This is a genomic window from Vibrio sp. YT-17 (genome assembly GCF_033337375.1).
Lineage (GTDB): Bacteria > Pseudomonadota > Gammaproteobacteria > Enterobacterales > Vibrionaceae > Vibrio > Vibrio alginolyticus.
Genome location: NZ_JAWOQP010000017.1, coordinates 29,468 through 43,078, shown reverse-complemented (window position 1 = coordinate 43,078; position 13,611 = coordinate 29,468). Strand labels below are relative to the sequence as shown.

Here is a 13,611-nt window from a genome sequence, read left to right as displayed (position 1 = left end):
TTATCAGTATTATCATTTCCTTTTGCTTGCATACACATTATGAACAATCTAAAAACACGGCTTCTTCTGATTTGCTTCTTCCCTGTAGGTAGCCTAGCGCAAGCTTCTGAGAACATTGCAGACTACTTACAAGAACAAAGCAAGCACCAAGTTTCAGAAGATTTTTACGCACAGCCAACAGCAAATAACCTGAATCTAGATGCAAAAACTAACTCTTTAACTTGGCACGAAGATGGTAAGCCGGATCACTGTCGTTACGCCAAGCAGCCCAAAGACGTCGCAACACATTTCGACTACGGTGAAGCAAACGATCTATCTGACGGCTTACAACACTTTGATTTACCGGAAAGACATTCTGCAAAGGTCAAATCGACACATCGCACTTATGCTAATAACCCTCACCTTCTTCCTGGCAATAAACAATTTGCAGCCCCTGAAGACGGCACGTTTAGCTTGTCCGTATCGTCGGATTGTTTTTAGCCGATATAAATAAAAAATGCCCTGAGACAAAACTCAGGGCATTTTCACTATTTGTTTGATGGGTAACGTCACCATCTCACCGATTTAAACTTATTCTTCGTCAGTGTCTACTTCGGTTTCACGTGCTTTGCGGGCTTCTTCTTTACGAACTTTTGCCGCTAGTTGTTCTGCTTCACGCTCTTGACGTTGCGCTGCTTTACGCTCGTTACGAACCACTTGGTTTTGGATAAATCCAGCCAGTTCTTGTTCAGCCCAAGCTTGTGCTTTCTCTTCGCTGTCAAAGCCTGTTTCGCGCTTTGATACTACAGTCTTACGAGATGTCACTTGGCGAGTGATTTCTGCGCTCCAGCCGTTACGTTTTTCAGTGACGCGGATAGCAAATTTTGGATTCTTAGACATTTCTTTCATTTCCTAAGGGATTTAGGGATCAATCAGGGATTCGGTCAACTTGATAACTCCATCTAAGCTGAGCTGTTTAACACCATCCCTTGGTAAGCGCGGTATTAGAGCATAAAAGTAATCTAAACGCTGCAAGTTTTTTACGCTAGATAATAGATGACAAAGAAGAGGCAGAACAAAGCAACGTTTCGCCAAGTCACTAGAAAGAGCGACGAAGAAAAAAGAGTGATAAGAAAAAAGAAAGCGCTGGTCTCTCAACCAACGCTTTACTTAAGCTAGATTAACCTTTGGTTAATTAACCGATATTCTTACGGGCATTTTGGAACATACGCATCCAAGCGCCATTTTCACCCCAACCTTCCGGAGCCCAAGAATTTGCAACTGTGCGGAATACGCGCTCTGGGTGAGGCATCATGATAGTTACGCGACCATCTGCTGTTGTTAAACCGGTAATCGCGTTTGGCGAACCATTCGGGTTGTTCGGGTATTGTTGTGTTGGGTTACCGAGGTTATCCACGTAACGAACCGCAACCGTACCTGATGCTTCAATCGCTGCTAGGTGCTCTGCATCACGTACTTCTACACGCCCTTCTCCGTGGGAAACCGCGATTGGCATACGCGAACCAACCATGCCGTCGAAGAATACAGAATCAGATTTCTGAACTTCAACTAGACTAAAGCGCGCTTCAAAACGCTCAGATTCGTTGCGCACAAAACGTGGCCACAAGTCTGCACCTGGGATCAGCTCTTTCAGGTTTGATAGCATCTGACAACCGTTACATACACCTAAAGAGAACGTCTCTTCACGGTTGAAGAAGGCTTGGAACTGTTCACGAGCTTGTGCGTTAAACAGGATAGACTTAGCCCAACCTTCACCCGCACCTAGTACGTCGCCGTAAGAGAAGCCACCACAAGCTACTAGGCCATGGTATTCATCCAGTACCGCTTGGCCTGTTAGGATATCGCTCATATGGATGTCGGTTGCTTCAAAACCAGCTCGGTCAAACGCTGCTGCCATTTCGACGTGGGAGTTAACGCCCTGCTCACGTAGAATTGCCATCTTAGGTTTAGCACCTTTCGCAATGTACGGTGCTGCTACGTCTTCATTTACGTCGAAGCTGAGCTTAACGTTTAGACCAGGGTCAGAGTTGTCTTTCTTAGCTTCGTGCTCTTGGTCTGCACACGCTGGGTTATCACGTAGACCTTGCATCTTATGCGTTGTTTCAGCCCAGATAACGCGTAGTTCGGTACGTGAACGTTCAAGCACAACTGCATCACCAGAAGTGATAACAAAGTCGTCTGAAGCTTCAACAGAACCAATCACATGTGAGCATGCCTCTAAGCCGTTTGCCGCCAGAGTAGATAGAACTGAATCTAGATCATCATTCTTAACTTGAACAACCGCACCTAGCTCTTCGTTAAATAGAACGGCTAGCGCATCGTCACCCAGTTCTGCGATGTTCGCTTTTACGCCACAGTGACCCGCGAACGCCATCTCAGCCAGTGTAACAAACAGACCGCCGTCGCCTTTATCGTGGTAGGCCACTAACTTGTCATCACTTACTAACGCTTGCATTGCATCAAAGAAGCCTTTTAGCTGCTCTGCATTATCTACGTCAGCAGGTTTGTCACCCAGCTGTTTGTATACTTGTGCCAATGCTGTCGCACCTAAGCGGTTTTTGCCGTTACCCAAGTCAACAAGAACTAGAGAAGTATTTCCTTTGTCAGTGCGTAGTTGTGGAGTCACGGTCTTACGTACGTCTTCCACACGACCAAATGCCGTGATAACTAGCGACAGTGGAGAAGTGACTTCTTTGCTCTCGCCGTTTTCTTCCCACTTGGTTTTCATCGACATGGAGTCTTTACCAACTGGGATAGTCAAACCTAACGCAGGACACAATTCTTCACCAACCGCTTTCACTGCTTCGTAAAGACCCGCATCTTCACCTGGGTGACCCGCTGGAGACATCCAGTTCGCAGACAGTTTAATGTGTTTAATATCACCGATGTCTGTTGCCGCAATGTTCGTTAGTGACTCACCAACGGCTAGGCGAGCCGATGCACCAAAGTCTAGTAATGCCACTGGCGTGCGCTCACCCATCGACATTGCTTCGCCATGGTAAGTGTCGTAGCTTGCCGCTGTTACTGCGCAGTTTGCTACTGGTACCTGCCAAGGACCAACCATTTGATCACGAGCAACCAGACCCGTTACTGTTCGGTCACCGATAGTAATTAGGAATGTTTTTTCTGCAACAGCAGGAAGACGAAGTACGCGATCCACCGCTTCATTAAGCTCAATACCATCACGAACAATGGCAGGGCTTTCCACTTTTAGTGTGGTTGCGTCGCGGTGCATCTTCGGTGGCTTACCAAGCAGGATATCCATTGGCATATCGATTGGCGTATTGTCGAAGTGAGAATCTTCTAGCGTTAGATGACGCTCTTCTGTCGCCACACCCACCACTGCATACGGTGCGCGTTCACGCTTACAGATGGCGTCGAATGCTTCCATGTTTTCTGGCGCTACCGCTAGAACGTAACGTTCCTGTGATTCGTTACACCAGATTTCCAGTGGGCTCATGCCCGGCTCATCGTTTGGTACATCGCGTAATTGGAACTTACCGCCACGCTCACCGTCGTCGACAAGTTCAGGCAATGCGTTAGAGATACCGCCTGCACCCACATCATGGATAAATGCGATTGGGTTGTCGTCGCCTAACTGCCAACAACGGTCGATCACTTCCTGACAGCGACGTTCCATCTCTGGGTTTTCACGCTGTACTGAAGCGAAGTCCAGATCTTCTGCTGACTGACCAGATGCCATGGAAGATGCCGCACCACCACCAAGACCGATGTTCATTGCCGGACCACCAAGTACGATTAGGCTCGCACCCACAGGAATCTCTTTCTTCTGTACGTGTTCATCGCGGATGTTACCCATTCCACCAGCAATCATGATTGGTTTGTGGTAACCACGAATTTCTTCACCCGCATGAGAAGTGACTTTTTCTTCGTAAGTACGGAAGTAACCCAATAGATTTGGACGACCAAATTCGTTGTTGAATGCCGCGCCGCCTAGAGGGCCTTCAAGCATGATGTCTAACGCATTTACAATACGACCCGGCTTGCCGAAGTCGGTTTCCCATGGCTGTTCAAAACCAGGAATACGTAAGTTAGAGGTTGTAAAGCCAACCAGACCCGCTTTTGGCTTACCGCCGATCCCCGTCGCGCCTTCGTCACGGATTTCACCGCCTGAGCCAGTCGATGCGCCCGGCCATGGAGAGATTGCCGTTGGGTGGTTGTGCGTTTCTACCTTCATCAAGATGTGCGTATCTTCATGGTGGTACGTGTATTGACGAGATTTAGGGTCAGGGAAGAAACGCCCCGCTTTAGAACCTGTCATAACGGCTGCGTTGTCTTTGTATGCAGACAGTACATAGTCAGGTGTCGTTTCAAAAGTGTTTTTGATCATTTTGAACAAAGACTTAGGTTGATCTACCCCGTCGATAGTCCAATCTGCGTTAAAAATTTTGTGGCGACAATGCTCTGAGTTCGCCTGAGCAAACATCATCAATTCAATGTCGTTTGGGTTACGCCCAAGCTTAGTAAAGTTCTCTACCAAGTAATCAATTTCATCTTCTGCGAGTGCCAAGCCAAGGGAAACGTTTGCCTCTTCAAGCGCAAGACGACCGCCAGCTAAGATATCAACATGTGCGACAGGCTTAGGCTCTGCAACAGTAAATAATGCTGATGCGGTTTCAAATTCTGTGAATACTGTTTCCATCATGCGGTCGTGAATTAACGCTTTAACAGCGTCAGCTTGAGCTTCTGATAGAACAACTGAAGATTCGACATAATAAGCCGTACCACGCTCTAGACGTTTCACTTTATCCAGACCACAGTTAACAGCGATATCGGTAGATTTAGAAGACCAAGGCGAGATAGTGCCTGGACGAGGCGTAACAAGAAGTAGAAGACCTTCTGGCTCATGCTCTTCGATGGTTGGGCCGTAAGTTAGTAACTTTTCAAGTTTTTCTAACTCTTGGTCATCAAGGTCTGACTTTAGATCGGCAAAGTGCATAAACTCGGCATAAATGCCAGTTACAGGCAGATCTTGTTCACGACAAAGTTCCAGTAGTTTATTAACACGAAACTCAGAAAGAGCTGGGGAGCCACGCAAAATTCTCATGTGCTTAGGTCTCTTATGCAATTGATTAAGGTGATATTGGAATAAATTCAGACACTTAAAATAAGCCCTGTCGAACCTATGCCGATTCCACCTCGTCATTGCGAGCGCATTATATAGTAATTGTTTTTGTGATGTAACATCAAAAGCAACCGTTTGCGTCATTTTTTTTGTCAAATTTGAATTACAACTAAAATGTCGATAAAACACACAATGTCACGTTATAAGTGTGTGATTCACTTTGCCCCATGAGCTCGCTTTGATATAAAGGCAAATAGAAATTTTCCAAGATGTACCTATTAATGCAAATAAGTCACTTCAACCGGCTCAAGCGCAGTGCTCTAATTTTAGTTTCTGTTCTTTTACTCTCTGCTTGCCAGATTGAGTCGGAGCCCAAAAGTGAATTTGAAAAAATTCAAGAACGTGGTGTGCTTCGTGTTGGCACGCTAAACAATCAGCTTTCCTACTACATAGGTCCCGATGGTCCCGCAGGGTTGGATTACGAATTGGCGCGTCAGTTTGCGGAGCAGCTCGGCGTCAAACTCGAGATTAAACCAGCCTTTCGCCAAGCTGAGCTTTTTCCTGCTCTTAAGAAAGGAGATATCGATATCATCGCTACGGGTTTAAATCAAACGTCACAAGCAGTCAAACGATTTAGACCAGGCCCTGCCTATTATTATGTAAGCCAACAAGTGGTATATAAAAAAGGGCAACTTCGACCACGTGATATCGAACAACTCATTGAATACCAAGCCTCGAAAGACGACGAGTCCGACGAAGATACAAATGCAGGCGCTCAAACATTAAAGATCGTTGAACAATCGCAATATGTTCCGACCCTAACAGCGTTAAAGAAGCAGTATCCAGAACTTCAGTTTGAAATTGTTGGTGATGCTGACACGAGAGACTTACTCAAATACGTATCGAAGGGTGAGTTACGTTTTACTGTGACTGATTCGGTGGAACTTTCCCTAGCTCAACGCCTTTACCCCGATCTTGCGCTCGCGTTCGAACTTACAGAAGATCAACCTGTGTCTTGGTTTACTCGACGTTCTGAAGACGAAAGCTTGTATGCAATGCTGATAGAGTTTTTCGGTAACATCAAACAATCAGGAGAACTGTCCACCCTCGAAGAAAAGTACATTGGTCATATTGAAGCATTTGACTACGTTGATACTCGCGCATTCATTCGAGCTCTGGATGACAAATTGCCTAAATGGGCACCTTTATTCCAAAAATACAGCGAAGAGTTCGACTGGCGATTAATTGCAGCATTGGCTTATCAAGAGTCACATTGGAAACCAACAGCAAAATCGCCAACGGGTGTTAGGGGGATGATGATGCTTACTCTGCCAACAGCGAAAAGCGTCGGGGTAACAAACCGTTTAGACCCTGAGCAATCTGTTCGTGGTGGTGTCGAGTACTTACGTCGCATTGTAGGTCGCGTGCCTGATAGCATCAACGAGCATGAAAAAATATGGTTTGCGTTAGCTTCATACAATATTGGTTACGGCCACATGATGGACGCACGACGACTCACCAAAGCACAAGGTGGCGATCCGAACGCTTGGGCCGATGTAAAAGATAGGCTGCCTTTACTGCGTCAGAAGCGCTATTACAGCCAAACTCGCTATGGGTACGCCAGAGGCGATGAAGCGCGTAATTACGTAGAAAATATTCGACGTTACTACCAATCCATCATTGGTCATGTCAGCCAACAGCCAGCGATTGATGAGAATAGCGATGACTTGCAAGTGATTCCGCCGCTCAACCCCGACATTTTGATATCGGGCGCAGTAGAGACCGTCGTAGAACAAGTCTCTGGCGCTTCTGACGTCACGGTTGAAGAAGACACCGAACAAGAAAGCATTGAAGAATAAACCCGCGGTAAACTAGAAAATGACGAGCCTATGAAGCTCGTCATTTTTGTTGAGTCCTAACGAAAACTTATCTAGACTCCAATATTCTGAGTGACACCAACCACACTCAACCATTCCTTTGGTTGGTCGCCTTTTCTTCATCGTTAGTAAAACTGATTGCTTTGTAACAGATTACTTTACAACCACATGGTTTAGCTCACTTGATGAAGCGGCGCTTTCGGCTACACTCTGCCGAAATAACGTCACTCCTATTATTAAGCATCGTATTGAAATTGTTTGCTGGCTCTGTGCAATGCAGAAGTCAAATGAAGAACGTTTAAACCATACAATGTTTAGTGCGATTATCGAGCCTATTGCCAAGCATCGATGAGCCGCGCTTTACTGGTATAAGTCTTGTCTGCAGGAGGTTTTGAATATGAGAAGACGTAGAGTGCAGTCAAAGCGTTTAAATAACACAGTAGCTGCTATCCGACGTAAACGTAAACTGACATGTATGAAAAAGAAAGTAAGTTCACGTAATCGTGTTTTTGTACATTTAGTCAATCACTAGTGCGTCCAAACAAACATCTACCACGTTGTAGGTGTTTGCTAGCCCTCACTACTCCCACTACCTTGCTCGCTCTCTCGATTTTCTAATGCTTTTTGTGCTTGCTTCTTCGCTTTAATTTCCTTTCGGCGACGCTTAAAAAACGCTTGTAGCTGAGTGCGGCACTCATCTTCTAGCAGCCCCTTTTCAACTAAGGCGTAATGGTAAGCGGCTTGGCTTTCAAACAAATTAAGCACTGTTCCTGCAGCTCCAGCTTTTAAATCTGGCGCTCCAAAAACAACCCGCTTAACGCGGCTATGCAATAAGGCTCCGGCACACATTGGGCATGGCTCAAGTGTTACATATAACGTCGTATCCAGAAGGCGGTAATTTTCTAGCTTTTGGCCTGCTTTACGCAGCGTTTGGATCTCAGCATGTGCGGTAGCGTCATTAGTACCAATAGAGCGATTCCACCCCTCAGCGATAATTTCACCATCTTTGACAAGCACTGCGCCAACAGGTACTTCCCCCTCAGCTTCTGCTTGCTCAGCAAGCTCCATCGCTCTGCGCATAAACAATTCATCTTGAGGGGTAAACGGATGGTTAGACAAAGGAGGCTCCAAAGAAACAAAAATGATTGAAGTCGGGAATTTTATCACCAACTTCGGCTTCACTACAGCGACACATCACGGGACAAAGTCTGCAACTCCAAAAAACTAGTTACAAGACCTATCGATGTTCGTTTTACGAGAACAAAAAAGCGCAGATCGAAGACCTGCGCTTTTTGGCTGCCAATTAGCGGCTTTCACACCCTAAACGTTTTTACATTGTGTAAGTGTAAGGAGCTTGAATGCCTAGCGGGATACCTACCATCCAATAAGCAACTAGGAAGATAGACCAACCGATCAGCATTGCGATCGAGAATGGCATCATTAGTGACGCAAGCGTACCGATACCAGCCGACTTCACATAACGCTGACAGTAAACCACTACAAGAGGGAAAAATACCATTAGAGGCGAAATGATGTTCGATACAGAGTCACCCACACGGTAAGCCGCTTGAGACAGCTCAGGCGAGATACCAACCGCCATTAGCATTGGCACTAAGATTGGACCAATTAAAGCCCATTTTGCCGATGCCGAACCAATAAGTAGGTTTACAGACGCGGTTAGAAGGATCATACCGATGATGGTCACTTCACCTGGTAGGTTCATCGCTTTTAAGCCTTCTGCGCCATACAACGCTAGCATCGTACCGATGTTTGACTGAGCAAATGCAGATAGGAACTGAGCACAGAAGAACGACATAACAATGTATGCGCCCATGGTTGACATAGTATCAGCCATCGCTTTGATAATGTCGTTGCTGGTCTTGAACGTTCCAGACACTTTACCGTAAACGTAACCAGGAATGATAAACAGAATAAAGATCAACGGCACGATAGACTTCATTATCGGTGCTGAGAAGGCAGTAATTTCACCTTCAGGCGAGCGAAGTGCTGATGTTTCTGGAATTAACGCTGCAACAAGTAAAGCAATACCCGCCATCATTGCCCAACCTGCATAACGGAATGCTTTTGATTCCAGTTCAGTAAATGAACCTAGGTTTGGCGCGGTTTCCGCATCATCATCAATTGGCATTTTTGATAAACGAGGCTCGATGATTTTCTCTGTCACGTACCAACCAATCCCCACAATAATGATAGAGGATAGGCCAGTGAAGAAGATGTTCGCTAATGGGTTAACCACATATTCAGGATCAAGAACCTGCGCCGCAGTTTGCGTAAAGCCAGCCAATAGCGGATCGATACCTGAAGGGATAAAGTTTGCAGAGAAGCCACCAGATACACCTGCAAATGCTGCCGCAATACCTGCTAAAGGGTGACGACCTGCCGCATGGAAGATAATACCGCCAAGAGGAATAACCAGAACATAGCCTGCATCTGCCGCAGTATGCGACACAATAGCAACCAAAATCAGCATTGGAGTAAGAAGCTTAGCTGGCGTGAAGTTCAGCATCTTCTTAAGACCCGTCGTAATAAAACCCGAAGAATCTGCAACACCCACACCTAGCATTGCGACAAGTACGATACCCAGTGGCGCAAAGCCAGTAAACGTCGTCACCATGTTAGCAAGGAAACTTGCTAGCGCTTCGCCCGTAAGTAAGTTGGTGATAGTAAGAGCTTCGCCCGTTCGAGGGTTTGGAAGATCGAATGATACATTCGACAAAAGTGCTGACGCCGCCCAAGTAATGATCAATGCCCAGAAGAACAAAATCGCAGGATCAGGGATTTTGTTACCTGTCCTCTCGATAAAGTTTAAAAAGCGCTCCATCCCGCTCGGCTTCGATGATGGTGCTTTATTTACAGCTTGGTTACTCATGGTAACTCCATAGTGAATGATGTTGGTGCCAAGGCCTATTTGAATAATTATAACGGCCTACTATCCAACGAGTATTCTAGTAAACACTAATGGAGAAAGCACAAGGTTCTAGATTTTTTTTCATAATTGGAGACATATTTTGCAAAAAAACAAAACCAAAGATACAAGCCTGAAACATTATGGAAAAATCAACATATACATTTAGTAAACGAGCTGGCAAAAACAGAGGTTGCATAGAGCGATGAATAGATAGTTTTAAGAAAAGAAACTATACGTGATGAGAAGCAAGAAATAATTCTCTTCAATATAAAAAGGGCAACGCGGACAGTGAACACCTTATCCAGAACTCCAATCGGTTTTGATTGAATCGGCGTAAAACAGGAACCTAGACTATTTAATCAAATTCGCTATGTTTAGAGATCATGGTTTTCAGCTCTACCGATTGTATTTTACCGTGGCGATCTTGCCATAGAGCTTCCATATGTATCGTTTTAAGTGCGCCCGACAGAGTTGCCGTTGGCACAGACCAAGATAAAGTATACAAGGGGTGCGTAGTATCTTCCCCAGAGACAATATTTGTATCAAAATTAGCGGCGGGCATCGAGGGGACTGCAGAAATAGCCCCACGCGTACGAAACCACTCTAATTTCTGCTCAGCAAGATTTAGCGCTTCAATGCTATGCATCGCGTAATCTGCCCGCAGCTCAATGTAAGCTTGCAACTTAACCAATCCAAGAGCACCGACACCAATTAAAATAAAAGAAATCATTATTTCAATTAAACTAAAACCATGTTGTTTACTTGGCATTCCAACTTCCCTCTTGCCAACGAACATCATTTCTCCTTGTTGTAGGTCTTTTGCTGGAATCAAATAGTAACTCCATTGAGCCCGCAATTGAGGTTTTTAACCCATCAGTATCAAAACCATAACCACCCGTTGCGTGAAATGCCCCTGCATCAACATAAACAGTTTGTGTAAGATCAGTATATTGTTTACCAATGGTAAAATTAGTCGGTGAGCCATCAGCATTCGAGAACAAACTTTCCCAATAGCTTTTTAACTCATCAGGAGCAAACTGTGGTTTAGTTTTATCGACTAAATGAAAAAGCGAACCCTGAAATGTTGTTGAACCAGTATTGATAAAAATACCATCTTGAATAACTAACGTATATTTCTCATGGTTGCCTTGAAGTGCTAAATTCCCGTGAATGGCGCAGTCACCAGTAATCCAAACCTTATCTACTTCCTTAAAAGCATTTTCGATAGCTGATTTACACTGTGTCGCATTTGACAAATTGATTTTCCCAGCTTTCGGAAATGAAGCTTTGACTTTATCAATGTTTTCCGGTGTTTTTTTGTAATCAAAAAAGGTTTGGAATGGATCGACTTCAGAGTCATAAACAAAATCGCCTTTTAGCTGCGGATCAGAAGTTTCAGGTTTATTAGTTTTCGTAATTGCATTCCCAGCTTTTACTGTAACATTGGTTGTCGTTGCAGCGGTACACCCTCCAGCAGGAGAACCATCATATAAGCTATTCGCTCTTATTGATGCAGTGTTATATTTTGATCCTGTGCTTCCGCCTTCCATGGTATAACTATACCGATAAGTCAGTGATATGCATTCATACAGATTGTCAGAATTAAGATCACCTTTCGCATCTGGATGAACCTTTAAATCACCATAAGTAGTTAACTTGGATGTGGTTTGTATCGCTCCTTTTCCACGATTACTTAGTGTACTGAAAGTTTTATTGAGCTGGGCCCAACCATTGTGAGATATAGAATTAATACGATAGACTCCTGCCCCTATATCAGTAACGTTCAGCTGGCTAAGGTTTAATTCCCTCTTACATAAGGTATTTAAATTATTGTGATTAATTGGGATGAGCTCGTTCACTATGGATACATCATCTGTGACATAAGCAAATAGACACTCAAGCCCCCCTTCCGCTTCCCAGTGCTGTTGCCGAGAACTAACTTCATTCTGCGCACGCTTAATTTGATAAAATAGATTCTTATATGACCCTAACGTCACAACCAAAGCGAAAGAGAGCAGTATGGAAGTAATAAGTAACGTGGCCACTCCTTGTTGATGCTTACGTATCATTGCCAATTCCTTTGCTGAACTTGTAATAAAATGGCGTGAGAAATTGCCGGATCATTTTTTAATTCAGCGGCCATTGAAATAGAAATAAACGCACTCTCTATTGACGAACCTGATAGTAATGTTCGACTAACACCAAATTGAGTTACTTTAATTTGCTTAGGATCAAAAAGATCAAAACATCCACTAGCAGCAGACACGACACTTAAAGGTGATGGTGAATCATCCTGGCAATATTCCAACATATTATCCTTTAACCGATATATCGTATTACTCACAGAGCTTGCTGTGTTTCGATAAACATAACCGATTTTTTCGGATTGTTGATATAGAACGCTAGGAGAACCGGAAAGCATCATTGATTTTGTCGTAATACCATCAAACCCTGCTCGCTGAATATCCTCTTTCACTTGTTGAATTACACTACTCATCTGCTGAAGTAGCATTATTTCCTTGCTTCGCTGCACAGCTGTTTTTTGGTTAGAAAGAAACACTGCGCCAACAATGCCCAAAGCGACAAGTCCTAACAACGCAGCAATCATAAACTCAACAAGTGTACTACCCTGCTGTTTAGCATTGTTCAAAGCCATATTTTGCCTTATTCATAGCGCACACTTTTACTCGCCCTGCTCCGTTATGAACAGTTACTTTTATCGGACTGGTATCCGCTTGAGATTTCTTCAGGTGAATACTTCCCGCATTTTTGGGATTCCCCATAACACGATCAAACTTGACGCTAGTTATATTACTCGACACCACCAGACCCCGATATAGATGACCTTGCAGCTCAGCAACAGTATTCATTGAAGTAATGTCAGTGACATTCGATACACTCGAGAGTGTGAGCTTCCAGCTTCCGGTGGATGAAGGCAAGCCTTGAATATGAACCCAAAAATCTTGATTTCTCATCACCGATTCCGATTTCGCTTGGATCAAAAAACCCTGTAATTCGTTGGCTAAATTCACTATTTTCATGTGTTGGCTAACTTTTGAAAAACTTGGGGCGACAAAAAGTAGTAGTACTGACAAGACAGCAACAGTAATAAGAAGCTCCAACAACGTAAACCCGCGAGGCATTTCCCAAATTCCTATGTAAACGGCAAAAGGGCCGTAATTCATCTTGCACAGATGCTATCACCTGCCAAAAATAGGCGGAAAAGTGAAAAGGAAACTACTCGTGATGATTCGAATTTCTCGTTGTAACGGCTACAAAAAAGGATTGAGAGGGATGACATTGATCGAATTACTGGTAGCTGTAGTGATTGTCGGGATCATTGCGGCTGTCGCCTACCCTTCTTACACCAATCATGTGCTCAAGTCTCATAGGACGGTTGCCTTGAGCGATCTTAGTCGAATTCAGCTAGAGCTAGAGACATCTTATGATGGTGGGTACGACTGGAGTCATATTATCTCTGGAGGCACATGCACTCTATGTGACTCAGACAAAAATAGATTTTCTTTCAATATTGCGAGCTCTGCAAGTACGGCCTATACCATTACAGCAACAGCAAAATCGGCTCTGGGACAAGACGACGACGAGTGTTTGACTGGCGCTAAAACGATTACTTTAACGTCAACAAATGTCGAAGAACCAAGTGATTGCTGGAATTAGAAGAACACCGAGATGCAAAAAGGCCTGCATTTTAGCAGGCC

General features: G+C 44.4%; 11 protein-coding genes. 3 read left to right on the top strand and 8 right to left on the bottom strand.

Annotation, left to right across the window (positions count from 1 at the left end):
• Positions 1-39 precede the first annotated feature (39 nt).
• Entirely contained in the window at positions 40-480 is a 441-nt protein-coding gene (locus tag R7F67_RS16440) for a hypothetical protein (protein ID WP_005381599.1), read from the top strand.
• Positions 481-570: 90 nt separating this feature from the next.
• Here the strand turns inward: R7F67_RS16440 and R7F67_RS16435 are convergent, their stop codons facing one another.
• Entirely contained in the window at positions 571-879 is a 309-nt protein-coding gene (locus R7F67_RS16435; RefSeq protein WP_025998700.1) for a DUF3622 domain-containing protein, read from the bottom strand.
• A 295-nt stretch (positions 880-1,174) separates the two neighbouring features.
• Positions 1,175-5,068, bottom strand: a complete 3,894-nt coding sequence (purL, locus tag R7F67_RS16430) for a phosphoribosylformylglycinamidine synthase (protein ID WP_318057274.1) — start codon at positions 5,066-5,068, stop codon at positions 1,175-1,177.
• Positions 5,069-5,367: 299 nt separating this feature from the next.
• Between purL and mltF the strand changes: the two genes are divergently transcribed.
• The gene (mltF, locus tag R7F67_RS16425; protein WP_025998701.1) at positions 5,368-6,945 is read left to right on the top strand and encodes a membrane-bound lytic murein transglycosylase MltF; all 1,578 of its coding nucleotides are present in this window, start codon (positions 5,368-5,370) and stop codon (positions 6,943-6,945) included.
• A 588-nt stretch (positions 6,946-7,533) separates the two neighbouring features.
• On the opposite strand, the gene tadA is transcribed toward mltF, so the two are convergent.
• The 6 genes from tadA to R7F67_RS16395 form a co-directional block, all read right to left on the bottom strand.
• On the bottom strand, positions 7,534-8,082 hold the full coding sequence (gene tadA / locus R7F67_RS16420) for a tRNA adenosine(34) deaminase TadA (RefSeq protein WP_025998702.1): 549 nt from the start codon (positions 8,080-8,082) through the stop codon (positions 7,534-7,536).
• Between the two features lie 211 nt (positions 8,083-8,293).
• Positions 8,294-9,853: an AbgT family transporter gene (locus R7F67_RS16415; RefSeq protein WP_017635695.1), complete on the bottom strand. Its 1,560-nt coding sequence runs from the start codon at positions 9,851-9,853 to the stop codon at positions 8,294-8,296.
• 394 nt (positions 9,854-10,247) lie between these two features.
• On the bottom strand, positions 10,248-10,661 hold the full coding sequence (locus R7F67_RS16410) for a prepilin-type N-terminal cleavage/methylation domain-containing protein (RefSeq protein WP_017635696.1): 414 nt from the start codon (positions 10,659-10,661) through the stop codon (positions 10,248-10,250).
• On the bottom strand, positions 10,651-11,961 hold the full coding sequence (locus tag R7F67_RS16405) for a hypothetical protein (RefSeq protein WP_318057273.1): 1,311 nt from the start codon (positions 11,959-11,961) through the stop codon (positions 10,651-10,653). Before R7F67_RS16405 ends, R7F67_RS16410 begins: the two co-directional genes overlap by 11 nt.
• A complete protein-coding gene (locus R7F67_RS16400; protein WP_017635697.1) occupies positions 11,958-12,548 on the bottom strand; it encodes a PilW family protein in 591 nt (196 codons plus the stop codon). Before R7F67_RS16400 ends, R7F67_RS16405 begins: the two co-directional genes overlap by 4 nt.
• A complete protein-coding gene (locus R7F67_RS16395) occupies positions 12,529-13,035 on the bottom strand; it encodes a GspH/FimT family pseudopilin (RefSeq protein ID WP_017635698.1) in 507 nt (168 codons plus the stop codon). The genes R7F67_RS16400 and R7F67_RS16395 overlap by 20 nt, the downstream gene beginning before the upstream one ends.
• 103 nt (positions 13,036-13,138) lie before the next feature.
• On the opposite strand from R7F67_RS16395, the gene R7F67_RS16390 reads away from it, so the two are divergent.
• Positions 13,139-13,570: a type IV pilin protein gene (locus tag R7F67_RS16390; RefSeq protein WP_017635699.1), complete on the top strand. Its 432-nt coding sequence runs from the start codon at positions 13,139-13,141 to the stop codon at positions 13,568-13,570.
• Positions 13,571-13,611: the final 41 nt, after the last annotated feature.